The organism is Desulfovibrio legallii (assembly GCF_004309735.1).
Taxonomy (GTDB): Bacteria; Desulfobacterota; Desulfovibrionia; order Desulfovibrionales; family Desulfovibrionaceae; genus Desulfovibrio; species Desulfovibrio legallii.
This window is the reverse complement of the sequence record NZ_SIXC01000005.1, coordinates 79,348-102,658: the sequence shown is the minus strand read 5'-3', so window position 1 is coordinate 102,658 and position 23,311 is coordinate 79,348. Positions and strand designations below refer to the sequence as shown.

The following is a 23,311-nucleotide window of genomic DNA, read 5'->3' as shown; positions in this document are numbered from 1 at the left end:
AAACTACCTACTTCTTGGGCGCGGCTTCCTGGGGCGCCTTCTGGCCGCCCACCTGCTGCACGCGCACCTTGGCCCCGGGGCGGGCCTTGATGATGCCTTCGCTGATGATGCGTTCGCCCCCTTTGAGGCCCTCCAGCACCAGATATTTGTCGCCCACAGCCACGCCCACCGTAACCGGGATGGGATAAACCGTGTCGTCCTTGTCCACGCCCATGACCATAGAGCCCTTCTGGGTCAGCAGAACGCACTTCTGGGGGATGAGCACGGCGTGGGTCAGCACGTCGCCTTCCACATACAGGCGCACGTACTGACCGGGCATGATGCTGCGGTCGGCATTGGCAAAGACCGCGCGCGCCTTGATGACGCCCGTGCCCGGCTGCACCTGGCTGTCAATAAAGGTCACTTCGCCCTCGCCCTGGTGCACGCTGCCGTCCAGAAGGCGCAGCCGCGCCTTGTAGCGGTTGCCCTCGGGAAAGCGCAGCCGTCCTTGCGCGGCCAGGGTCTGCCGGGCCATGCGCCGAGGTGCAGGGATGGAAAAGTCGATGTACATGGGGTCGGTCTGGTTCACATAGGTGAGCAGAGAATTGTTGCTCACCAGGTTGCCTGGGGTGACGTTTTCCTTGCTGCTGTAGCCGGAAACCGGAGCCGTCACCTGACAGTAGTCCAGATTGATTCTGGCCTGGCGCAGGGCCGCGCGGGCGCTGTCATAAGCGGCCAGGGCGTTGTCGCGGTCCTTTTGCGACACGGCGTTTTTTTCATACAAAGGACGGATGCGCCGCCACTCGCGCTCGGCATTGGTGAACTGGGCCTGAGCCTGCTGCATCTGGGCCTCATACTGGTCGCGCTCGATCTGGAAGAGCAGCTGCCCTTCTTTCACAAAGTCGCCTTCTTCGTAGAGGCGTTTCTCAACAATGCCCTGTACCCGCGCGCGCACTTCCACGGCACGCGAACCGGCCGCCTGGGCCTGGTATTCCGCCGGCCAGGGCGCGTCCGCCACGGTCACGTCCACCACCGAAACGGGCAGACGCATGTCCGCCCCGGCGGTCTTCTCGTCGCTCTTGCAGGCCGCCAGCAGGCAGCACAGGCTGAGGGAAAGGAAAAAAAGCGTTCGTCTGATCATGCAATCACTCCGTAATGGCAGGCGCTCCTGCGCCCAAAAACCGCGGTCCCAGCCCACTGTCGGGGGGAACGGAACTGTAATGAACACAGTTCATACGAAAAAGCAACAGAACGCCCCCGACCATAACTTTTTTAAAAAGCGCGCTATTCCAGGGGGTTAACTGACCGTATAAAAAAGCTATAACCTAGCGTATTTTTTGAATAAAAAAAATTACAAAGATTTTTCACCGGGTTCCAGCTGGGGGGCTTGCTCCGGCGGGACGGCATCATGCCGGGCCTGTGCGCCGGCACTCTCCAGAAAAGTGCGCCACCACACGGCGTCCTTAAATAATTCCATGCGCTTGAAGCGGTGGCGTTCATCGCCCATACGCAGCACGGTGATGTCCAGGGCCTTCTGCGCGCCGCCTTCGTCCCGAAAGACCAGACGCAGCCCGGCGCGTTGCACGGCCTGCAACTGGGCTGGCGAAAACAGGCTCATACAACGGCCGGCCACGTCCGTAGCCTTGAGAAAGCTCGTGGCCTGGCAGGAGTCCACTTGCAGCCGATAGGCCGTGCCGTTGACCAGCAGATCCACGCGATCGATGTTGCCCAGACTGATCTTGCTGCGGTTGATGACCTTGCCGTCGCGCAGGACGCGGTAGTAGCAAATCCCGGTGTCTTCAGAAGCACCCATGACCACCGTGGTGCGCACGTCGGGATAGAATACGCCAATGCTGGCCGTCATACCGGAGGCCACGGCAATGCCGCTCTTTTCTTCGGCGATAAGCCGGAGCTGTTGCGCGGTCCGTCTGCGGGCGTCAAAAATGATGAACGCCAGGAACAAAACCAGCGCGGCAATGATGGTCGCATCCATGAAACCCGCCTGTGCACGTTCACAGTGTCGTGACGGAAGGCAAATGTCAAGCGACGGTCAGGTTATGGCGCCCAGGAACACAGGGGGAGAAACGTTTGTCGAAAGGGGAAAAAGCAATAACGGCCACTGCCGACCGGCACGCCCCCTACTCTTCCAGCCGCAGCCGCTGCAGCGTCCCGGCCTGCACAGCCAGAAGCTCCGCCACAATGGCCACGGCGATCTGCTGCGGGGTTTCCGCGGCCACGGGCAAGCCAATGGGGCAGCACACGGCAGCCAGCTCGGCGTCGGGCACGCCCTGGGCGCGCAGGGCCGCATAGACCTGGGCCTTCTTGGCCTTGCTGCCGATCATGCCGATATACCGCGCGTGGCTGGTCAGGGCCTGGGCCAGCACCTCGCGGTCAAAGCTGTGCCCGCGGGTAACAATGGCCACATAGTGCCGTCGCCCCACGTTGCAGGTTTCCACCAGATCGGCAAATTCCGGCAGCACGTGACAGTGCCGGGCCATGGGAAAACGCTCGGCGTTGGCAAACTGGGGCCGATCGTCCACTACGTCCACCACAAAGCCGCAAGCCTGGGCCAGCCGGGCCACCTCCAGCGAAACGTGCCCGCCCCCGCACAACAGCAGCACAGGCGGCGCGCTGAGCGGTTCCACATAGACGCTGCGTCCCGCCTGCGTCACCAGGCCCGGCTTGCGGCCGCAGGCCTCCAGCAGCGTGCGGGCCGCGTCCGCATGGGCCAGAACGTGCGGCGGCAGGGCGTGGTCCGGGGGCAGGGCCTCCAGCCACAACTGCCGTCGGGGAAGGGAAGGCTCGCTCACGTCCACCAGCCAGGCCCCGCGTTTGTCCTCGCGCAGGGCGGCGGTAGCCAAAGCAAACAACGCCGCGGCCTCAGGGGTAAGCACTTCGCAGAGCACCTCCATCTGCCCGCCGCAGATCATGTCGCTGTCCGGCCCCAGGCCGGTCAGGTCGCAGCGCACCAAGGCCGAGAGGCCGCTTTCCCGGCACTGCCGGGCCGCCTCCATAGCGCGGGCCTCCAGCGCCCCGCCGCCCACCGTGCCCTCAAAGCCCGCGGCCGTGCACAAGGCGCGCGTGCCCGCGTGGCGCGGGGCCGAACCTGCGCTGCGCACAATGGTCACCAAGGCCACGGTTTCCCCTCGGCGCAGCAGCTCCACCACCCGCGCTTCCAAGGTCTCTTCCCACAGGGGCGCGGGCATGCCGCCGGCAATCTCACTCATGCTCTTCCTCCTCCCGCACATAGCCGCACCCCTTGACCGGGCAGACAACTTTGACCCCGCCGCCGCGCTGTTTTTTCTCCACCAGATAGGGGGAGTCGCAACGCGGGCAGGGTCCGGGCACGGGTTTGTCCCACAAGGCAAAATCGCACTGGGGGTACTGGTCGCAGGAATAGAATATCTTGCCGCGTTTGGTGCTTTTTTCCACCAACTGGCCCTTGCCGCAGCGCGGGCAGGGCACGCCCGTGGAAAGGGGCGCGGCGTAGCGGCATTCGGGGTAGCCCGTACAGGCAATGAAGCTGCTGCCCGTGCGGGAGCGTTTGATGACCAAGTCGCGTCCGCATTGGGGGCACTGCCCCACTTTTTCGTACTGCGGCTTCTGCGGGGCCACGGGGGCCACGCTGCCGTCCTCCCGCCGCTCAAAATTGCTGGTATAGCGGCATTCCGGGTAGCCGGAACAGGCTAAAAACGCCCCGGCCTTGCCGAACTTGATCATCAAGGGTTTGCCGCATTCCGGGCAAGCCAGGTTGGCGGGCAGCCCGCCCTTGACGCTCTGCATATTTTTGGCCGCAGCGGCCAGGGTGGGGTTGAAGTCGCCCGCAAAGGCGTGCAGCAGGTCCACCCAGCCTTCCTTGCCCTCAGCCACTTTGTCCAGATCTTCTTCCATCTTGGCCGTAAAGCTCACGTCCATGAGTCGGCCGAAATTTTCCGTAAGCTGACGGCAGACCACGCGGCCCAGATCCGTGGGCATAAAATGCCTCTCCGCCAGGGTCACATATTCCCTGTCCTGCAGGGTGGAAATAATGGCTGCATAGGTGGAGGGACGGCCAATGCCCAGCTCTTCCAGTTCGCGCACCAGGCTCGCTTCGCTGTAGCGGGCCGGCGGCTGGGTAAACTTCTGTTCCTTTTCCAGCTTTTCCAGATCCAGGGTCTGACCGGCGTGCAGGGGCGGCAGGGCCGCGGCCTCCTCCTGGGCCCCGCGCGGCAAGACCGCCAGAAAACCGGGAAAGAGCAGCCGCTCGCCCTTGGCCTTCCACTGGGTGTGGGCGCAGGCGATGGTCACGGACGTATCGTGAAAGCGCGCCCCGGCCATCTGTGAGGCCACAAAGCGCGCCCAGATGAGCCGGTACAGATTGAACTGATCCGGCGGCAGGTGGGGCCGCACCAGGTCGGGCGTGAGGGTCACATCCACGGGGCGGATGGCTTCGTGCGCGTCCTGGGCGCTTTCCTTGGCCTTGTAAATCCGGGCGCGTTTGGGCAGATATTCTTTGCCGTAGGCAGCGGTTATGTATTCCTTGGCGGCCTGGCGGGCCTCGTCGGCAATGCGGGTGGAGTCCGTACGCATATAGGTGATAAGGGCCGTAAGCCCCTTGTCGCCCAGCTCCACGCCCTCATAAAGACGTTGCGCCAGATTCATGGTCCGCTTGGCCGTATAGCTCAGGCGCTGGTTGGCGGCCTGCTGCAAGGTAGAAGTGATGAAAGGCGGCTGGGGGGCGCGCTCGCGCTCCTTTTCCTCCACACTCTGCACCACAAAGGGCTGTCCCGTGAGGGCGGCCTCCAGCTCTTCGGCCTGGGCCGCATTGGCCACTACTGCTTTTTTGTTGTTGATTTTTGCCAGATCCGCCTTGAAAGACGGCGGCGTCTCTCCGGCCAGCAAGGCGCGGAAGAGCCAGTATTCCTCCGGCTTAAAGGCCTCGCGGGCTTCCTCGCGCTCCACAATAAGCCGCAGGGCCACGGACTGCACCCGCCCGGCGGAAATGCCGCGTTTGACGGTCTTCCAGAGCAGGGGCGAAATCTTGTAGCCTACCAGTCTGTCCAGCACGCGACGGGCCTGCTGGGCCTCAAACAAGTGGGCATTGAGCGGCCGGGGGCAGGCCAGGGCCTCCTTGACGGCCCGGGCGGTGATTTCATTGAACTGGATGCGCTTGATGTCCTTGGCTTTATCCTTGATCAGCTCGGCCACGTGCCAGGCAATGGCCTCCCCTTCGCGGTCGGGGTCCGGGGCCAGGAACACGGTTTCGGCCTTGGCGGCGGCGCTGCGCAGTTCGCTGACCACCTTTTTTTTGGCGTCAATCACTTCATAGTGCGGGGCAAAGTCGTGCTCCTCATCCACGGCCAGCTGGCCCGAGGGCAGGTCGCGCACATGGCCTACGCTGGCCTGCACCATGTACTGCGGCCCCAGAAACTTTTTGATGGTCTTCACCTTGGCCGGCGATTCCACAATAATCAATTGTTTGCCCATGCTGCCCCCGTGTTGCGCGGCGGTGCGGTCATGCCCCGACGCCGTTACGGCAAGATACGACAAAACCGCATTGCGTCAAGTACGCCGCGCCGGAGCCGGTCTGGACAGGGAACTGGATATGCGCTATGCAGATACAATCTGCCGTAAAGCCAGAGGACGTCATGCCGCCGAGATTGCAGCCTTTCCGCCCCTTGTTCCAAAGCCTTGTGCTGATCTGCCTTCTGCTGGCGGGCTGCGGCAGCAGGGACGCGGGCGGCCCGGCCGCCGCTTCGGGTCCGGACGCCGGGGCAGGCGAAAATGCCGGTTCCGGCTGGTCCGAGGCGCTGCCCAAGGTAACGGCGCAGCCCGGCCAGAGCGTGCATGTGGGCGTGCACGGCGGCAGCGAAACTTTCAATGCGGATCTCGCCTCCATGCTCACGGGCTATCTGCAGAGCGACCGGGGCCTGACCCCGGCCGACGCCACGGCAAATGCGGATATTGTGGTGCGCGTGCGGGTGGAGAACATCCGCCAGCTGGATTCCCGCAGCGCCCCTGCAAGCGGCGGCCGGGCCCTGGGCAGCACGGCCACGGGCGCCGTGCTGGGGGCCATGCTGGGCGGCGCCATGGGCGGCGGCCGGGGCGCGGCCTGGGGCGTGGGCGGCGGCGCATTGCTGGGCCTGGGCATCGGCCTCACGGACGGCGGCTCGTATAACGTCTGGGGCCTGGAGGCCCAGGTGGGCTTCGGCCGCAACGGACGTGAGCCCGCTGACGACGCCTGGAGCCGCGTGCGCGTCACCGCCGAGGGCGAAAACATGGGCCGCGAAGCCAGCCAGCCCGGTCTGGAAGACGCCCTGAGCCGTAAAATCGTGGACGCCTTGCAGCCGTAAAGCAAAGACGCGCTGCCAGGGCATTGCAACGTTGCCATGCAGCAGCCGTCCGCCGTGGAGGCGCAAGCGCAGTTGCAGCCGTTACGACGAAAGAAATTCCGGGCAAAGACCGCAGCGCTATGTAGTTGCGCGGGTAAACGCCGGAGCAAGCAGCCGTAACTTTTGAACATACATATTCTCAACGGTACGCTGCTCCAGAGCGCAAAGCCCGCCCATGCGGACGTTGTTCCGCATGGGCCTGCCGCCAGGACAGGCACGTTTCCCGCTTCTTTCGCGGATGCGGGCGTACGGTTTCAGCCCCGTACGAATCCGCTTAGACGGCGCTCGCGGCCTGCCCCCTAGAGCATTTAACACTTGAAATGTTCGCTTACGGCAGGCAAAAGCCTGCCTTCTCGCATTTCGTGGCAAGGATTTTCAAGAAAATCCTTGCAGAGCAGTTAGCTCATTTCATTCGCTAACTGCTCTAGCGCTGTACCGCACACCCCTGCCCGTGACCGCGCGGCCACGGACCCCACCGAGGCTTTTATGGCTTTTCCCCGTACTGTGCTTATGGCCCTGTTGTGTTGCCTGCTGCCGCTCTGCGCCTGCGTGCGCCAGCAGGGCGACCCGGCCCGGCTGGAGGTCGTGCGCGCCGGCGCGCTGGAAGACGCCGCCGGCGATGTGGACGTCCCCAAACAGGTTTATCTGGGCCTGCGCGACAATACGGGCCGCGCCCCTGGCCTGCGCCCCCTGGCCGAGGCCCGGCTGCGCCAGACCGGCTATGAGCTGGTGCCCAACCCCAGCCAGGCCGGTTATATTCTGCAGGTAAACGTGCTGGCCGCGGGCCAGACGGACCCGGCTACGGCACGGGCCGTAGCCGCTGCGGGCTACGACGCGCCTTCGCGCCTTGCGGGCCGGGGAGCCACTGCCATGGTAGCGGACGTGCTGCTGGTGCTGCGGCGGGTGCCCAGTGCAACCCGGCCCGGCCGGGCCCAGCTCAAAAACATCAGCAGCCGCAACGCCATTTCCAGCAGTCAGATGCGCCTGGGGCTGGTGCTGGCGCAGGATCTGGGCCAGGGCAAAAGCCTGCCGCCCTACTTTATGGAGGCCCTGGCCCGAGAGCTGGCCCTGGCCTTGCACGCTGCCGACAGCGACGCCGCTGGCGCAGCCTCTTTGCCCGATGCCGGCGGCCAGGACGCCGGACCTGGCCCGGAGCTTGAAGGCAACGTGCCCCTTCCCTGACCCCTGCAGACCAGAACTGCCGACATTGCCGCTTCACACATTGTGAAGCGGCTTTTTTATATTTTATCTGTTACTATTATATATCACATTGTTATATACATAATTATGCCCGCATACTGCACGCTCTCAGACCTGCATCCTTAGTAACACACTGTATATGCAGAATATAAAAATCTTTTATAAGCAAACTATTTTTGTAATTTTTTTGCTATGGCTAAACTTTATACGCAAAATGTCGTAACGATAACTATCATAACATAATTTGCATATGTAACTTACTAGTATCAACAGAAAATAGCCCATGCAGTACAGGGAGGGAATATGTTTAATTTCTATAAACAAATGCGCATTGTTCCCAAGGTCGTTATTCCTGTTGCGCTCATCCTTGTCCTGGGCCTCGGTCTGCTGGCCTGGCAGATCCAGTGGCGCAGCGCCGCCGCCGTAACCGACGTGGCAAAGCGGGAACTGGCAGCCCTGGGCGGAGAAAACGGCAACCTGATCCGCGCCTTCATCGACGGCGCCGTCGGTGAAACCAGGAGCCTGGGCGGCGCCCTGGCCCTTGCTCTGGCCGAGGGGCAGGAACCTTCCAGAGATGTTTTGAACACCATGCTGCGGGGCGTACAGCGCAACAACCCGGATCTTTTCGGCGTGGGGGCCATGTGGGAGCCCAACGCCTATGACGGCAAGGATGCGGACTACCGCTCCGCCCCCGGCTGCGACGCCTCCGGCCGATATCTGCCGTACTTTGCCACCGGCGCCGAGATCTCTGACCAGGGGGACCAGCTGACCAGCGCCTATTACACCGTGCCCAAGTCCACGCACAAGACATATATTGCCCACCCGCAGCCCTACACTATCAACGGCAAAAGCGTGCCCATGTCCACCGTGGTCTATCCCGTAATGGTCAATGGCAGTTTTCGGGGAACGGTGCTGGTGGACATTTCTCTGGCGCGTTTTACGCAGATTATTACCGACATCAAGGCCTACACGACGGGCTATGCCGCATTGCTGAACGACCAGGGGAAAATCATGGTCCACCACAGAAAAGACTTGCTTGATAAAAGCGTCTTTGACATTGGCGCGTTGCGCAACAAAACCGCGGCCACCACAGCCTTTAAAGCCGGCCAGCCCTATTTTGAAGAAGTTTCCGCCCCTGGCGGCGTTGTGCTGCGCTATTTTCACCCCATCCCCATTGCAGGCAGCGACCAGCACTGGTACCTGAGCATTACCGCGCCCGAGAGCGAAGTTATGGCGCAGGCCACTGCAATCAGTAGGCTTACCTTAACCCTGTGCGGCGCGCTGCTGGCCGTGCTGCTGCTGGCCGTCTTTCTGCTGGTGCGCAGCTCGCTGCAGCCGGTCAACTATCTGGCCCGCACCGCCGAAGTCATTGCCGGCGGCGATCTGCAGCATTCCATTAATGACGCCGCCTTCGGCGGCGAGATGAAGACCCTGAGCACCGCCCTCAAGGGCATGATCCACTCCCTGCTGCAAACCATCGGCAAGGCCGAAGCCCTGGCCGCCGAAGCCAAGGAGGAATCGGAAAAAGCCCGGCAAGCCACCCGTGAGGCCGAGGCCGCCACCGCCAAGGCCGAAAATGCGCGGCGCGACGGCATGCTGGCCGCCGCCGAACAGCTCGAAGGCGTGGTCAGCGTGCTTTCTTCGGCCTCCACAGAGCTTGCAGCTCAGATTGAGCAGTCCGACCGCGTGGCCGCCGAATCAGCCCAGCGCCTTACCGAAGCCGCCACAGCCATGAACGAGATGAACGCCACCGTGCAGGAAGTGGCCCAAAACGCCAGTCAGGCCTCCGAAGCCTCCGCCGAAACGCGCGAACGCGCCCTGGCCGGCGCGCGCATTGTGGAGCAGTCCCTCCAGAGCATCGAAAGCGTGCGCGACGCCTCCCTGAGCCTCAAGGAAGACATGGCCCTTCTCAATGAGCACGCCCAGGCCATCAGCCGCATCATGGCCGTTATTTCGGACATTGCGGACCAGACCAACCTGCTGGCCCTTAACGCCGCCATTGAGGCCGCCCGCGCCGGAGAGGCCGGACGCGGCTTTGCCGTGGTGGCCGACGAAGTGCGCAAACTGGCCGAAAAGACCATGGCCTCCACCACCGATGTGGGCAACGCCATTGCCGCCATTCAGAACAGCACAACCAAAAGCATGGAAGGCGTGGACAATGCCGTGCGCCAGATCGGCCAGGCCACGGACTTTGCCGGGCAGTCCGGCAAGGCCCTGGAGGAAATCGTCAGCACCGTGGAGGCCACCGCCGACCAGGTCAACGCCATTGCCACCGCCAGCGAAGAGCAGTCCGCCGCCAGCGAGGAAATCAACCAGAGCATCAGCCACATCAGCAGCATGTCCCACCAGACGGCAGAAGCCATGGCCGGTGCGGCCCAGGCCGTTTCCGGCCTGGCCGACCAGGCCCACCGGCTCAACAAACTGATCGAAGATATGGAGCGGGGATAAAACAAAGGGGGCCGCTCACGGCGGCCCCCTCTCCCCTTTGTTGTCGCCAAAGGGTTACGCGAAATCAGATATTACTTTGTAAACAGGATCAGCGCCGCCATTTTCAGGTCCGTATCGCCGTTATTGAGCAGACCGTGGCTTTCGCCGTCTGGACAGACCGTAACGTCGCCGGGGCCCACGGGCACTTCCCTGCCGTTGTCATTATACAGGCCGTGGCCTTCCAGAATGTAATAGATTTCCATTTCGCCCTTGTGGCCGTGCACGCCCACGGCGCAGCCGGGCCGCAGCAGACCGATGTTGAACAGGCGGCCCTTGTCGGCCAGGCCTTCGGCCGGCACGATCTTGGTAAAATGTACGGCGCCGGGGCCCCCGAACATCTCCTTTTCAAAAGATTCCAGTTCATTTGCGCGATGGATCATATAGCCTCCTCGTGGTTGGGGTGCGGGGGGGGATCAACTGTCGTCCGCCTCTGCAGCAGCTGCGTCGGCTTTGGCGGCGGGCCGGGCCACAGCAGCGGGCGCGGCCCTGCGGCGGCTCCTGCCGCCCACCAGGCGCGGACGGCGACGCGGTTCTCCGCTGGCCTGCAGCGGCGGGCGGCGGACGGAGTCAGGGGCCGCATTGGGGGCCGCGGCCGCCTTTTGCGCGGTCCCCTGCGGCGTACCGGCCGCCGGGCGCGGGGCCGGGCGCGGGGCCGGGCGCGACGTCCTGGGCGCGGGCACGTCCTTGATGTGCACGTCCAGCTGCGGGAAGGCGATTTCAATGTCGGCTTCGCGGAAGGCTTTTTCAATATCCAGACGAATATCCGACGACGTGGAAACGCTCACATCGTAGTCCCGCACCCAGAAACGCAAGGTAAAATCCAGGGTGCTGGCCCCGAAATCGTCAAAGGACACGGCCGGCGGCGGATATTTAAGCACGTTGCTGTGGCTGTTGGCTATGGCCAGCAGAATTTTCATAACCTCGTCGGCCGGGCTGCCGTAGGCCACGCCGATCTTGATTTCCCGCCGCACCGTGCGGCTGTTGCGCGTCCAGTTAATGAGCCTGCTGGCCACAAACTCGGAGTTGGGCACGATAATCAGGGCGTTGTCAAAGGTTTCCACCATGGTGGCGCGCACGCTGATCTTGCGTACGCGGCCCTGAATGCCGCCCACGTCCACCACGTCCCCGGCCTGCAGGGTGCGGCTGAAAATAAGGATCAGGCCCGAAAGAAAGTTATTGACGATGGTCTGCATGCCGAAGCCGATGCCCACGGAAAGGCCGCCGGCCACCATGGCCAGGTTGCTCAGCTCCATGCCCAGCGCCCGCAGCACAAACAGGCCGAAGCAACACCACAAGGCGTAGGTGAAGGCCGTCTGCATGGGCGGGATCAGGGTAGCGTCGATGCTCAGCCCCTGCTTGGGTAAACGCGCCAGGAAGCGCGACCCCATGGCCACGGCCGTGCGCGTGAGGTAAAACATGGTGATAATCAGCAGCAGGTGCACAATATTGAACTGCGTACTGCCCACGCTGACCCCTTGCAACAGATAGCGCTGCATGAGGGCCATGCCGCCGGGCAGGGTGCCCACCCAAAGCGAAACGCCCATCACAACGGCCACCAGCACCACGGGCGCGGCCAGGGCCACGGCCAGATGGGCCAATGCGGCGCGCACGCCCTCCTTGGGCAGGTTGTCGTTGAGCTCGCTGACCTTGGCCATGCCGCCCAGACAGAGTTGCAGGGCCAGAGAGGTGGAGGCAAAGAGCAGATAAAGCACCATGCTGTAGATGTGCAGCCCGGCCAGGGTCAGCAGCAGGCAGATCCAAAGCGCCAGCGGCTCGCATTCCAGCACGCTGGCCTCCACATGCAGGGGCCCCAGATCCAGTTTTGAGCGGCGGCGCTGGCGCACCATGGCCGCAATGACCATGCCCAGCCAGATGAGCAGCACCAGCGCTTTGGTCAAAGGCAGGTACAGCAGCACATACGCGCCCAGGGTCAGGGGCATGAGGTTCCAGAACGGCGCGCGCTCCAGGGTCACCTCCGGATACTTGAGCCGCCGGAGATCCCAGGCCAGATAGAGCTGGGCCACAATAAGGCAGAGGTTGCCCACAGCCAGAAACAGCCGAAAAAACTCTCCCGTGGCGGAAATGGAGCTGCCCAACAGGGCCAGCCCCCCGCAAAGCCAGGGCAGACTGACCCGAAAGATGTGCCGTACCGTGGCGTCACGCGCGGCAGCCTCCGCATAGCGCCGATAGAGCAGCGTGCAAAAGGCCCCGGTAACCAGCAGCCCCACCAGCAGCCGCACAAAGGCCGTGCCCCAGCGGTCCGGAGTAACAGGAATCTCCACGGGCAGGCGCAGGACCATGCCCTGCAGGGAGTAACTCATCTGCTTGGAAAAATCGCGCCAGGCATCGGGGCTAAGCCAGGGCACGGGCCGCTGCAGGTAATAGTCCTTCCACAGCACGGGCAGTTGCGCGCCGATGTCTTCTTTGGTCTTTTCCAGCCGCTTGATCAGGGCCAGCGAAGGGGCCAGAGTGGCGTCAAACTGAGCCAGCACCGCCGTAAGCCGCAGCCGGGTCAAAGTCAGACGGCGGGCGTAATCCTGGATTTCAGGACTCAGACTGCTGTCTTGCAGATCCTCCGGCAAGCTGTCCGCCAGGTAGCCAATGCGCTCCAGCAGGCTCTGCGCTTCGCTGCGGGCCGCCGTCATGGGGTCCAGCAGCTTGCGCAGGTCCACAATGACCACCGTGATGCGCCGGCTTACGGACTCCATGGGGTTGGGCCAGTTTTTGTAGGTATTGACCAACACCAGCAGACGGCGGGCTTCTTCCGTATACGGTTGCACCCTGGCGCTCAGGTTCACCGTGCGCTGGCTGAAATCCGCACTCATCTGCGCGGCCTTGTCGTCCACCTCATCCAGCATGGTGCGCTGGTTGGTCCAGACCGCTTCCCACGGGTCCTGCAGGGGCAGGGCCGCGTTGTCCGCACCGGCCTTGGCGTCTTTGGCCTTGCCGGTGTCGGCCTTGTCTGCGGCTTCGGCGTCGCCGGCCTTGTCTGCACCGGTTTTGGCGGCAGTTTTATCCGCCTCCGGCTTGGCGGCCTCAGCCTTGGCGGCTCTGGCTGCTCCCTTGGCGTCCAGGTCGGCTTTGGCCGGGCTTGCTACAGCGGCTTTCTCGGCGGCCAAAACCGCCCCTGCCGGGCCGGGGGCGACCCACAACCCGCAGGCCAGCGCCAGAACAGCGCCCCAAAACATCATGACTGCACGCATGCTGCCATCCTTGCCAAAAAGAGTGGCGTCCGCCGCAAAAAGCGCGGCCGTACGCTTGCCTGTGCATACGTCAAGAGCGTCCGTTTGAAAAGAGCCGCTTTACAAGCGCCGCACCGAGCGGCATAGTTCAGGCATGACCCCCCTTGTTCCCGCCCAAACGCCCGTGGCCCTGGCCCGCTGCCCGGACTATGCGGCTCCGACTCTGCCCCGCCAGGTGGGCGCGACCCTGGACGCGGCCTGTCTGGCAGAGCGCCTCTCCCTGCGCGGCGCGCGGGTGCTGGTCAAGCCCAACCTGCTGCAAGCCCGCCCTCTGGCCTGCAGCACACCCGCGGTGGTCGCCGCCGCCTGCGCATGGCTGCTGGATCAGGGCGCTCTGGTGCGCGTGGCCGACGCCCCAGGCTTTGGCCGCGCCGCAGGCGTGGCCCGCGCCGTGGGGCTGGAGGCCGCCCTCAAGCCTCTGGGGCTGCACGTGCGCCAGCTGGACGACCCCGTGCCCGTGACCCTGCCCCTGCCCGCCGGGCGCACGCCGCACCACAGCCGCCCCCCGCGCTTCGGCGTGGCCCGTCTGGCCCTGGAAAGCGACGCTCTCCTTTCCCTGCCCAGGGTCAAGGCCCACAGCCAGATGCTCCTGACCCTGGCCGTCAAAAACTGCTTCGGCTGCGTCTGCGGCCTGCGCAAGGCCGTGGTTCACGCCCGTGAAGGCCGCGACCCGGATTTTTTTGCCGACTGCCTGGCCGCCCTCTGGGCCGCCCTGCCGCCCGTGGCGGCCCTGGCCGACGGCGTGCGCGCCATGCACGTTACCGGCCCCGGCAAGGGCGACCCCTTTGCCCTCAACCTGCTGGGGGCCTGCGCCGACGCCCCGGCCCTGGATGAAGCCCTCTACGCCGTGCTGGGCCGCGCGCCGCACACCGTACCCCTGGGCGCGGCGCTCATCCGCCGTCAGGCTCCCGGCACCGCTGCTGCGGGCTGCGCGCCGGTCTACCCCCTGCTGCGGCCCCAGGATTTTGACGCCACGGGCTTTGTGCTGCCCGCGCGTCTGGCCCACACGTCTTTCCACCCGGCGCGCCTTGTCAAAAGCTGCGCACGCCGCATCTGCGCCGTATTCCACCCCTGAACGGCAAGGAGAAAGCCCATGCCCAGAATTCTGCCCGGAGAAACCGACATCTACGCCATCACCGACCCCAACTTTTCCCTGGGCCGCCCCCTGGAAGAAGTGGTCCGCGCCCTGCTGGGCGCAGGGGTGCGCATTGTGCAGTACCGCGAAAAAAAGCTCAAAGCCGGAGCCATGCTGGAGGAATGCCGCCTGCTCCGCCGCCTGACCCGCGAGGCCAACGCCTGCTTTATTGTGGACGACTATGTGGACTTGGCGATTCTGGCTGAAGCCGACGGCGTGCATGTAGGCCAGGAGGACTTTCCCGTGCCCCAGGTGCGCGCTCTGGTGGGCCCGGACATGCTCATCGGCCTTTCCACCCACAAGCCGGAACAGGCTGAAGCCGCCCGCGGCCTGGGTGCGGACTATATCGGCGTGGGCCCCATCTACGCCACCCACACCAAGGAAGACGTGGTGGACCCCGTGGGCCTGGAATACCTGGACTGGGTGAGCCGGAACATCGATCTGCCCCTGGTGGCCATCGGCGGCATCAAGGAACACAACATCGCCGACGTGGCCCGCCACGGCGCACGCTGCTGCTGCCTGATCACCGACCTTGTGGGTGCGCCGGACATCCCCGCCAAAGTGGCCGCCCTGCGCAAGGCCATGCAGTCGGGATATTAGGGCCTTGAACGTTGTAAGGTCCTGACCGGTTGCGCAAGCAGACGCCCGCCGTGGAGGCGCACGCGTAGCTGCAACCGTTACGACGAAGGAGCTTGGCCCGTTACGACGAAGGAAGTTACGGGCAAAGACAGCAGCGCTAGTTACGGGCAAAGACAGCGCTCGCTACGAGTGCAGCACCACTCTGTCGTTGCGCGCTCAGACGCCGGAACGCGCGTGCCGTACCCTTTGGGAATACATATTCTCAAAAGTACTCTATGTTCCAAGAAACCTGCTTGTAAGGGGAAGGTAAGCCTACGGCTCACACGTCAGCCAGCAGGCCACGCGGTGCGCGTTTTGGCTCTGGTCCGGGGGCATTTCTGTTGCGCAGCGGGGCAGGGCGTGTGCGCAGCGGGGGTGGAAGGGGCAGCCCGCGGGCATATGCCGGAGGTCGGGCACGCTGCCGGGGATGGTAGGCAGGCGGCGCAGGTCGGCCCGGCGCAGAGCCGGTGCGGCGCGCAGCAGCCCTTGGGTATATGGGTGTTGCGGATGGGCAAAGAGTTCCTGGGCGGGGGCGCATTCCACCAGGCGACCGGCGTACATGACGCCCACGGTTTCAGCCATTTGGGCGGCGATGCCCAAGTCGTGCGTGATGAGCAGCACGGCCATGCCGCGTTCCCGGCTGCGGGCGGCCAGCAGACGGAGAATCTGCCCCTGAATGGTCGTATCCAGCGCGGTGGTGGGTTCGTCCGCCAGCAACAGGCGGGGGCCGCAGGCCAGGGCCATGGCGATCATGATCCTTTGGCGCATGCCGCCGGAAAGCTGGTGGGGGTAATCGTTGTAACGGCTGTGCGGATCGGGAATGCCCACTTCAGCCAGCAGGGCCGTGGCCTCCCGACGGGCAGCCGCGCGGGGAAGGCGCAGGTGCAGCCGCAGGGGCTCGGCCACTTGGCTGCCCACGGTGAGCACGGGGTTGAGGGCGGTCATGGGCTCCTGAAAAACCATGCCCACCCGGCGGCCGCGCACGCGCCGCAGCTCACGCCCGGTGCAGGCGGCAAGGTCCGTGCCTTCCAGAAGTACGCGGCCCCGCTGTACGGCGTTTTCGGGCAGCAGACGCAGCACGGCCCTGGCCGTAAGGCTTTTGCCGCAGCCCGATTCGCCCACCAGGCAGGTGGCGGCGCCTGCAGCTACCTGCAGGGAAAGCCCCTGCACAGCGGGCAGCAGACCCTGATCCGTGCGGAAAAATACGCTCAGGCCTTCCAGCGCCAGCAGAGGGGCGGCCCCTTGCGCCGGGGTATGGCAATCTGAACGCGCGGCAGACACGCCTGCAGCCGTGGAGGCCGGCGGGACGGGCGCGGCGTGCGGCGGACTGGCCTGCGGCAAGCACATGGCGCGCTAGTGCAGCACTTGCGCCCGGCGGAAGCTGACGTAGGCTTCGCGCATGGCGATGTAGGGGTCCACGGCCACGGAGTTGAGGTCGTCGTAAAGGGGCAGCACATCGCCCAAGGCGTTAAAACGCAGGCCTCCGCCCGTTGCGGCGCTCAGCTCCCAGGGCTGCAGGTAAAACATGGGTTCGGCGAAGAGGTCGCCTACGCGGCCCACGGTGTCGCGCGCCGAGCTGGGCCCGATAAAGGGCCAGACCAGATAGAAGCCGTGCCCCAGGCCCCAGCGCCCCAGGGTCTGACCGAAGTCCTCGCCTGCCGGGTCCACGGGCACCACAGTTTTGAGGCCTTTGGCCACATCGGCAAAGCCCGCGCTGGTGGTGGTGTTAATGAAAAAACGGCCAAACTCCACCCCGGCCTCCATAAAGCGGAACTGAAGAATATTATTGATGAAGCGCACGGGGAAGAGAATGTTGGAAAAAAAGTTTTTCAACCCGCTGCGCAGCTGGTGGGGGGTGATGTACTCCCAGGCCGTGTAAACAGGTTTGGCAACGTAAAGGAAGAAAATGTCGTTAAAGTGGAACCAGAAGCGGTTCCAGGGTTCAAGGGGGTCGGCGATGGCGCTGAGAGGCGCGTCGTCATAGTCGTCCAGACTGTCGGAAACGCGCATAGTTCCATAAGGATGCACGGTGACGGCGCCGGGCGGCAGGGCCGGGGCGTTGCCGTAGACAGCGGAAGGGGTCGGCTCCGCAGTGGGGGCCGCCGTGACGGGCGCGGCCCGCAGGCAACAAAACAAGGCAAACAGCGCCAGCAGGCCACCGTGCAGAAAGCGCCAGGCAAGCGCGCGTCGGTCAGTTGCCACCCTGCCCTACCTCCTGGGTCTTGGCCCGGATTCTGGCAATAAGTTGGTCAGGGCTAGCGCTGTTCAGGATGTCCTGAAACTGGGTGCGGTAATTTTTGACCAAACTGAGATTTTCGATAAGCACGTCGTAGACAAACCAGGAGCCGCGTTTGGGCAGCATGCGGTAGGCCACGGGCACCTTTTTGCCGTCCTTCATGGTGATAAGGGTCTGCACTTCCACGCGCCGGCCTTCGGGCGAAACGGTTTCGCCGGTGTAGAGCACCTGCTCGCCGTTGTAGCCGTCGATTTTGTTCAGATAGGTATTGATAAGCAGCTCGGCGAAAGCGTCACTGAAGCGGCGTTGCTGGTCCGGGCTGAAGGTGCGCCAGCGCGGCCCCACAGTGCGGGAAGAAAATTCGCCGAAATCAAAAATGTGCAGCACCTCGTCCTCAATCTGCTGACGCAAGGGGCCGCGGGTGGTCGGGTTGACATAGTCCGGATTTTTAATGCTGGCGAGAATGCGGCTGATGGAGGTTTCCAGAGCTTGCCTGGCGGGCGAAGCGGCCAGCGCCGCAGCCCCCGGCAAAACAACAGCCAGGGCCAGCAGCAGGAAAAGGCAGGCGGAGAAAAGGCGCATGGGCCTGACGGCGGGCATTATTTGACTCCTCCGAAGGCGTATTTGCTGATAAGGGCGCCCAGATCCACGGCAGATTCTGTTTCCGTGATGGCGCCCCCAGAGCTGAGTATCTGGTCAGAGCCCCCACGCGAGAGGCTGACGTATTTGTCGCCGATAAGGCCGCTGGTACGGACGGAAGCCATGCTGTCGTCCGAAAGCTGCAGGTCCTTGTTCAGACGCAGGCGCACCACGGCCTGGTTGCGCAACGGGTCCGGATCCAGGCGGATGTCCACCACGCGCCCCACGGGCACGCCGGACATCTCCACATCCGCCCCCACACGCAGGCCGGAAACGGAATCAAAACGGGCCACCAGCTCAAACCCCTGAGAACTGAACAATTCCATCTTGCCCAGTTTGACGGTGAGATAGGCCACACAAAGCAGGCCCAAGAGGACAAAAAGGCCCACGGCAGTTTCACGAGCAGAGTTCATGCGGTATCCAGCTTGCCGGTTTGACCGGGGTGACGGTCTACAAAAAACTATACGGACACGGGGGCAAAGTTTCAAGCCCCGCGTGCGTCTGCGTCAGCGGCACACCGCCGCTGCCCGCGACGGGGCGCTGCAGGCCGCGCACCGCCCAAAAGGCGGCCTGTTCCGGGGGGGCCCGATCTCGCGGGGCCAAGCCGGAAACTTTTGCAGGGCAACTCCCGCAGGACGGCCTCCGGCGAGCCCGCCGCCTTCAAAGAACGGCCTCGCCCGCAGCGGTTGGTCAGGAGGCCAGCCAGTGGTCCAGGGCCTGACGCACTACGGGGTCCGGCGGGTCCTGAAGATTGGTGCCGGCGTCTGGGCCGGGCTCACGCCGCAAAAACTGGCGCAGATACGGGTCCGGGCTGGCCTCCAGCTCGGCAAGCGAGCCGGAAAACAGCGCCCGCCCCTCGCCCAGCACCAGCACATGGTCAGCAATGACGCGCAGGCTGGCCAGGTCATGGCTCACCACCACCAGGGTCATGCTGGGCATCTGCTGCCGCAGGGAGAGCAAAAGGGCGTCCATGCGCGCGGCGGTGATGGGGTCCAGGCCGCTGGTGGGTTCGTCGCAGAGCAGCACGCGCGGCTCGGCAATGATGGCCCTGGCCAGACCCGCGCGTTTGCGCATGCCACCCGAAAGCTGATTGGGATAATAATCCGCGAAATCTTCCAGCCCCACCAGGCGCAGCACCCGCAGGCCCGCCTCGCGGATGCGCGCTTTAGGCAGGCGCAAATGCTCGCTCAGGGGCAGGGTAACGTTCTGCACCAGGGTAAGCGCCCCCAGCAGGGCGCCGTCCTGAAAAAGCACGCCCATATGGCGGCGCGCCCGACGAAAATCGCGCCGGTTAAGGGCAAACAGATCGCGCCCGCCCAGCAGCACGCTGCCTTCCAGCGGACGTGAAAGGCCGATGACCTGCCGCAGCAGGGTGGACTTGCCGCAGCCGGAACCGCCGAGAATGACGGAAACCTTGCCTCCCGGCAGCACGGCGTCTATCTGCCGCAGCACCACGTGCTCGCTGTAGCCCGCGCTCAGGGCGCGAAATGCAATGTCCCAGGCTTCCATGCGGCTCCTTGTGCGTGGGGGCGCGTCAACGCGCCCGCCATTGACCAGTATAGACCGGGAAGGACGGGCGCGCAAGCGCGTCAGTCTGTGGGCATATCGTCGGGAAAATCCACGTTGGCGTAGACGTTCTGCACGTCGTCGTTGTCGTCCAGAGCGTCCATAAAACGCAGCACCTTCTGGCCCATGTCCGCATCCACGGCCACCAGATTCTGGGGAACCATGGCCAGCTCCGCGGACTGCATGGCAATGCCCGCAGCCTCCAGAGCGTCGCGCACCGCGCCAAAATCGGCCATGGCCGTGTGGAGGGTCCAGACGTCCTCATCGTCAATGACGTCGTCGGCTCCGGCTTCCAGGGCGGCTTCCATGATTTTGTCTTCGGGGTAGGCGGCTTTGTCCACGCTGATGACGCCCTTGCGGTCAAACATCCAGCCCACGCTGCCGTTTTCGCCCATGGAGCCGCCGTGTTTGGTGAAGAGGTGGCGCACTTCGGCCACGGTGCGGTTTTTATTGTCTGTGGCCACTTCCACCATAACGGCAATGCCGCCGGGGCCGTAGCCTTCATAAAAGGTTTCGGTCAGGTCGCCGCCCGCGTCCTCGCCCGTGCCCTTGCGGATGGCGGCGTCAATTTTGTCCTTGGGCAGGTTCACGGCCTTGGCGGCGGCGATGGCCGCCCGCAAACGGGGGTTGCCCGCAGGATCGCCCCCGCCCTTGGCGGCGATGATGATTTCTTTAGCGGCCTTGGTGAAGACTTTGCCGCGCTTGGCGTCCTGGCGTCCCTTGCGGTGCTGAATGTTGGCCCATTTGCTGTGCCCTGACATAAAACCTCCGAAAAAAACCTGCGGTGTGTAAAAAGTTCAGATGCCCGGCGGCGCGTCCTGCCCGTGAAAGTGCAGGCCCACAAAGAACGTTTCCTTGCTTTCCGCCCGTGAGCTCTTGGGCTTGAAGGACTTGACCGTGCCAAAAGCCGCGCGCATGGGCGCGAGCAGTTCCTGAATGTCCGGCCCCATAAAAATCTTGACCACAAAATGCCCGCCTGGCCGCAGCCATTGTCGGGCCACGGCCAGGGCTTCCTGAGCCAGCTCCAGAGAACGGGCCTGGTCGGTGAAGCGCGTGCCCGTGGTGCGCGGAGCCATATCGCTCAGCACCACGTCAAAAGGCCCCAGCGCCGCAAGCCGGGCCTCAAAGGCCGGAGAACGCTTAAAAACGTCCTCCTGCGCGAACTCCACCTGGGGGGGAAAAACCGTGTCCGTGCTCTGGATGTCGCAGGCCAGCACGAACCCCTTGCCCCCGACCCGCTCCGCCGCGCCCAAAGACCAGGAGCCCGGCGCCGCGCCCAGATCCAGCACGTTCTGACCGGGCCTGAGCAGGCGGAACTTGGCGTCCAGCTCTTTGAGCTTGTACACGGACCGGGCGGGGTAGTGCTCCCGCTTGGCCTTAAGAAAATAGTGGTCCCGATATTCCTTCATGACATATCCCAACGGGTGAGCATACACCTTTTGGTGCAGTTCGCCAAGGGGCGCAAATCCCGCTTTGCCGTTGACCCCCCCGCCGCAATTTTGTAGTATTTTACTAAGTGAAAAAGGCGTACGGACCTCCGTACGTCGCAAGCCCCCCACAGGAGACAGCCATATGAAAAAAATCATTCCCCTTCTGCTGCTTATGGGCGGTATTCTGACAGTGGCCGCAGGCCATGTGCGGGCCGAAAGCCTCACGACGCCCGTGCACAAGATAACGGACGCCGGGGTGGATAAGGAACTGGGCAGTGTGGTCTTTACCGACGACGGCAAGGGCGGGGTGGACATTCTGGTGGAGATGACCGGACTGCCGCCAGGCCCCCACGGCATGCACATTCATGAAAACCCCTCGTGCGCCCCGGCCCCCAAGGACGGCAAAAACGTGGCCGGGCTGGCCGCCGGCGGGCATTTTGATCCCGCCCACAGCGGCAGGCACGAAGGCCCCGGCAAACCTGGCCACAAGGGTGATCTGCCCTTCATCACCGCCGACGCCCAAGGTATGGTCAAGGCCAGGCTGCACGCTCCGGGGCTGACCACTGCCGACCTGCGCGGCCGCTCGTTGATGATCCATGCCGGCGGCGACAACTACGCCGACATACCTGCGCCGCTGGGCGGCGGCGGGGCGCGCATAGCCTGCGGCGTTATTAAATAAGACCCGCTCGCTCCGGCGCCAACCGCGCCAATAAGGTGCGCTTGCGCCTCCACGGCGGGCGTCAGCTCACGCAACCGCCAGAGTATTGCACCGTTGCAACACTCTGAATAATACCGCCCCGCGCGGCCTGTCGTATATTAAGGGGGTCGCGCGGGCCTTGTGACGGGGAAGGGGCGTACGCTGGCCGTGCCCTGACGGCCCTGCCCGCAGGGCTGCACAAGCCCCGGCCAGCGTATGCCCCTTCTCCCTTTTTTCCCGCGTGCCTTTTCGCGCTCCCCCGCGCCCCATTTCCGACGCGGCACCGCTTGCCAGCGCCCCCCTTGTGCTTATAGTATCCTGAGTGCGGCCTTGCGCCGCGCCTTCCCACGTTTTCTGCAGCAAAGGAGTTGGCATGACCAGTCAGATCAAGACCGTTCTTCTTCTGGGTCTGCTTTCGGGCATTATTATCGCCATGGGCGGCCTGCTGGGCGGGCGCACGGGCGTCGTCTTCGCCTTTGGCCTGGCGCTGCTCATGAATGTGGGCAGCTACTGGTATTCAGACAAAATCGTGCTGTCCATGTACCGCGCGCGGGAGCTGGCCCCGGAAGAAGCCCCGGCCCTGCACAGCATGGTGGAAGAGCTGGCCCGGAATGCCGGCATCCCCAAGCCCCGCATCTGCGTGGTGCCCGAAGCCGCGCCCAACGCCTTTGCCACGGGGCGCAACCCGGAACACGCCGTGGTGGCCGTGACGGAAGGCATCATGCGCCTGCTCTCGCCAGAGGAACTGCGCGGGGTGCTGGGGCACGAAATGGGGCACATCAAAAACCGCGACATCCTCATCCAGACCATTGCCGGGGTCATGGCTTCGGCCATTGTCACCCTGGCCAATATTTTTCAGTTCACGGCCATTTTCGGCGGCAATCGTGAAGGAGAAGGCGGCGCCAATCCGCTGGCGGCCCTGATGATGGCCTTGCTGGCTCCGCTGGCGGCCGGGCTCATCCAGATGGCCATTTCCCGCTCACGCGAATATCTGGCGGACGACACGGGCGCGGCCCTTTGCGGGCAACCTCTGGCCCTGGCGGGCGCGCTGGCCAAACTGGGCGCGGCCAGCGGCCGCATCCCCATGCAGGACGGCAACCCCAGCACGGAACAGATGTTCATTGTCACGCCCATGTTTGCGCACGGCGGGATGGCCGGCCTGTTCAGCACCCATCCGCCCATTGAGGAACGCATCCGCCGCCTGCAGGCACTGGCGCGGCAACAGCAGCGGGGCTAGGCCCCTTTGGCGAGGTTTGTTTTCATGCGCACACGCCTTTTTCTCATGGCCAGTCTGGTCCTGACAGCCTGCGTCAAAACCCCGGAACCCGCCCCGGCCCCCACACCGGCCCCCCCCTCGGAGCCCTGCCCCTACGTCTATGTGTACGCTCCGGGCAACTACATCATTGATATCGCCGGCGGCGCGGACGTGGTGCTGGACCCCGGAGCCAGCGATTTTGAGCTGTTCTGTTCTCCCGGCGCGGCCAGGGCGGCCGTCAACGCCGACGTGGCCGCGGGACGGCTGCCTGAAGGCGACTGGCGCATCTACCGGTTGGACGGCGACCTGGACGATCTGGCCCAGCCCCTGCCGTCTCACCGCTATATGCTCAAGCGCATGGCGCAGGTGGTGGACTGGGTGACGGAGAATATTTAACGCGCCGCCACAGGCGCAAAGAAACGGCGACACGGGCCCTGACTGCCCGCGCCGCCGCTT

Annotated in this window: 21 protein-coding genes; 8 read left to right on the top strand and 13 right to left on the bottom strand. The window is 64.2% G+C overall.

Going from position 1 to position 23,311, the window contains the following annotated elements; translation table 11 throughout:
- Positions 1 to 7: 7 nt before the first annotated feature.
- From EB812_RS05160 to topA, 4 genes are all read right to left on the bottom strand, one after another.
- Positions 8 to 1,120, bottom strand: a complete 1,113-nt coding sequence (locus EB812_RS05160) for an efflux RND transporter periplasmic adaptor subunit (protein WP_118230218.1) — start codon at positions 1,118 to 1,120, stop codon at positions 8 to 10.
- Between the two features lie 210 nt (positions 1,121 to 1,330).
- Complete coding sequence (locus EB812_RS05155; RefSeq protein WP_118230219.1) at positions 1,331 to 1,972, bottom strand: thioredoxin; 642 nt, start codon at positions 1,970 to 1,972, stop codon at positions 1,331 to 1,333.
- A 145-nt stretch (positions 1,973 to 2,117) separates the two neighbouring features.
- Positions 2,118 to 3,206, bottom strand: a complete 1,089-nt coding sequence (locus EB812_RS05150; RefSeq protein ID WP_242621205.1) for an XdhC family protein — start codon at positions 3,204 to 3,206, stop codon at positions 2,118 to 2,120.
- Positions 3,199 to 5,445, bottom strand: coding sequence for a type I DNA topoisomerase (topA, locus tag EB812_RS05145; RefSeq protein ID WP_118230221.1), 2,247 nt, complete (start codon positions 5,443 to 5,445; stop codon positions 3,199 to 3,201). The genes EB812_RS05150 and topA overlap by 8 nt, the downstream gene beginning before the upstream one ends.
- A gap of 125 nt (positions 5,446 to 5,570) precedes the next feature.
- Between topA and EB812_RS05140 the strand changes: the two genes are divergently transcribed.
- The 3 genes from EB812_RS05140 (at position 5,571) to EB812_RS05130 (ending at position 9,998) form a co-directional block, all read left to right on the top strand.
- A complete protein-coding gene (locus EB812_RS05140) occupies positions 5,571 to 6,311 on the top strand; it encodes a hypothetical protein (RefSeq protein WP_130957898.1) in 741 nt (246 codons plus the stop codon).
- Between the two features lie 525 nt (positions 6,312 to 6,836).
- Entirely contained in the window at positions 6,837 to 7,532 is a 696-nt protein-coding gene (gene traT / locus EB812_RS05135) for a complement resistance protein TraT (protein ID WP_118230223.1), read from the top strand.
- Positions 7,533 to 7,853: 321 nt separating this feature from the next.
- Positions 7,854 to 9,998 (top strand): methyl-accepting chemotaxis protein, encoded by a 2,145-nt coding sequence (locus tag EB812_RS05130; protein ID WP_118230224.1) that lies wholly within the window; start codon positions 7,854 to 7,856, stop codon positions 9,996 to 9,998.
- Between the two features lie 71 nt (positions 9,999 to 10,069).
- Here the strand turns inward: EB812_RS05130 and EB812_RS05125 are convergent, their stop codons facing one another.
- On the bottom strand, positions 10,070 to 10,417 hold the full coding sequence (locus EB812_RS05125) for a cupin domain-containing protein (RefSeq protein WP_118230225.1): 348 nt from the start codon (positions 10,415 to 10,417) through the stop codon (positions 10,070 to 10,072).
- Positions 10,418 to 10,450: 33 nt separating this feature from the next.
- Positions 10,451 to 13,240, bottom strand: coding sequence for a mechanosensitive ion channel family protein (locus EB812_RS05120; RefSeq protein WP_130957897.1), 2,790 nt, complete (start codon positions 13,238 to 13,240; stop codon positions 10,451 to 10,453).
- A gap of 133 nt (positions 13,241 to 13,373) precedes the next feature.
- Here EB812_RS05120 and EB812_RS05115 point away from each other — a divergent pair, with 133 nt between their 5' ends.
- Both EB812_RS05115 and thiE read left to right on the top strand, forming a co-directional pair.
- Positions 13,374 to 14,354 (top strand): DUF362 domain-containing protein, encoded by a 981-nt coding sequence (locus tag EB812_RS05115; protein ID WP_118230599.1) that lies wholly within the window; start codon positions 13,374 to 13,376, stop codon positions 14,352 to 14,354.
- Positions 14,355 to 14,372: 18 nt separating this feature from the next.
- Positions 14,373 to 15,014 carry a thiamine phosphate synthase gene (gene thiE, locus EB812_RS05110; protein ID WP_118230598.1) on the top strand — a complete coding sequence of 214 codons (642 nt, stop codon included), beginning with the start codon at positions 14,373 to 14,375 and terminating at the stop codon, positions 15,012 to 15,014.
- 291 nt (positions 15,015 to 15,305) lie between these two features.
- Here thiE and EB812_RS05105 read toward each other — a convergent pair whose 3' ends face one another.
- From EB812_RS05105 to EB812_RS05075, 7 genes are all read right to left on the bottom strand, one after another.
- On the bottom strand, positions 15,306 to 16,313 hold the full coding sequence (locus EB812_RS05105) for an ABC transporter ATP-binding protein (protein WP_242621204.1): 1,008 nt from the start codon (positions 16,311 to 16,313) through the stop codon (positions 15,306 to 15,308).
- 72 nt (positions 16,314 to 16,385) lie between these two features.
- Positions 16,386 to 17,234, bottom strand: a complete 849-nt coding sequence (locus tag EB812_RS05100) for an MlaA family lipoprotein (protein WP_242621203.1) — start codon at positions 17,232 to 17,234, stop codon at positions 16,386 to 16,388.
- On the bottom strand, positions 17,224 to 17,868 hold the full coding sequence (locus tag EB812_RS05095) for a Tgt2/MlaC family protein (protein ID WP_118230596.1): 645 nt from the start codon (positions 17,866 to 17,868) through the stop codon (positions 17,224 to 17,226). Before EB812_RS05095 ends, EB812_RS05100 begins: the two co-directional genes overlap by 11 nt.
- Entirely contained in the window at positions 17,868 to 18,320 is a 453-nt protein-coding gene (mlaD, locus tag EB812_RS05090; protein ID WP_118230595.1) for an outer membrane lipid asymmetry maintenance protein MlaD, read from the bottom strand. The genes EB812_RS05095 and mlaD overlap by 1 nt, the downstream gene beginning before the upstream one ends.
- A gap of 277 nt (positions 18,321 to 18,597) precedes the next feature.
- Positions 18,598 to 19,416, bottom strand: a complete 819-nt coding sequence (locus tag EB812_RS05085; protein WP_118230594.1) for an ABC transporter ATP-binding protein — start codon at positions 19,414 to 19,416, stop codon at positions 18,598 to 18,600.
- 80 nt (positions 19,417 to 19,496) lie between these two features.
- A complete protein-coding gene (locus EB812_RS05080; protein WP_118230593.1) occupies positions 19,497 to 20,234 on the bottom strand; it encodes a YebC/PmpR family DNA-binding transcriptional regulator in 738 nt (245 codons plus the stop codon).
- A 36-nt stretch (positions 20,235 to 20,270) separates the two neighbouring features.
- On the bottom strand, positions 20,271 to 20,882 hold the full coding sequence (locus EB812_RS05075) for an RlmE family RNA methyltransferase (RefSeq protein WP_118230592.1): 612 nt from the start codon (positions 20,880 to 20,882) through the stop codon (positions 20,271 to 20,273).
- A gap of 163 nt (positions 20,883 to 21,045) precedes the next feature.
- Between EB812_RS05075 and EB812_RS05070 the strand changes: the two genes are divergently transcribed.
- From EB812_RS05070 to EB812_RS05060, 3 genes are all read left to right on the top strand, one after another.
- A complete protein-coding gene (locus tag EB812_RS05070; protein ID WP_118230591.1) occupies positions 21,046 to 21,582 on the top strand; it encodes a superoxide dismutase family protein in 537 nt (178 codons plus the stop codon).
- Positions 21,583 to 21,973: 391 nt separating this feature from the next.
- A complete protein-coding gene (locus tag EB812_RS05065) occupies positions 21,974 to 22,837 on the top strand; it encodes a zinc metalloprotease HtpX (protein ID WP_118230590.1) in 864 nt (287 codons plus the stop codon).
- A 24-nt stretch (positions 22,838 to 22,861) separates the two neighbouring features.
- The gene (locus EB812_RS05060) at positions 22,862 to 23,251 is read left to right on the top strand and encodes a DVU_2496 family lipoprotein (protein WP_118230589.1); all 390 of its coding nucleotides are present in this window, start codon (positions 22,862 to 22,864) and stop codon (positions 23,249 to 23,251) included.
- Positions 23,252 to 23,311: the final 60 nt, after the last annotated feature.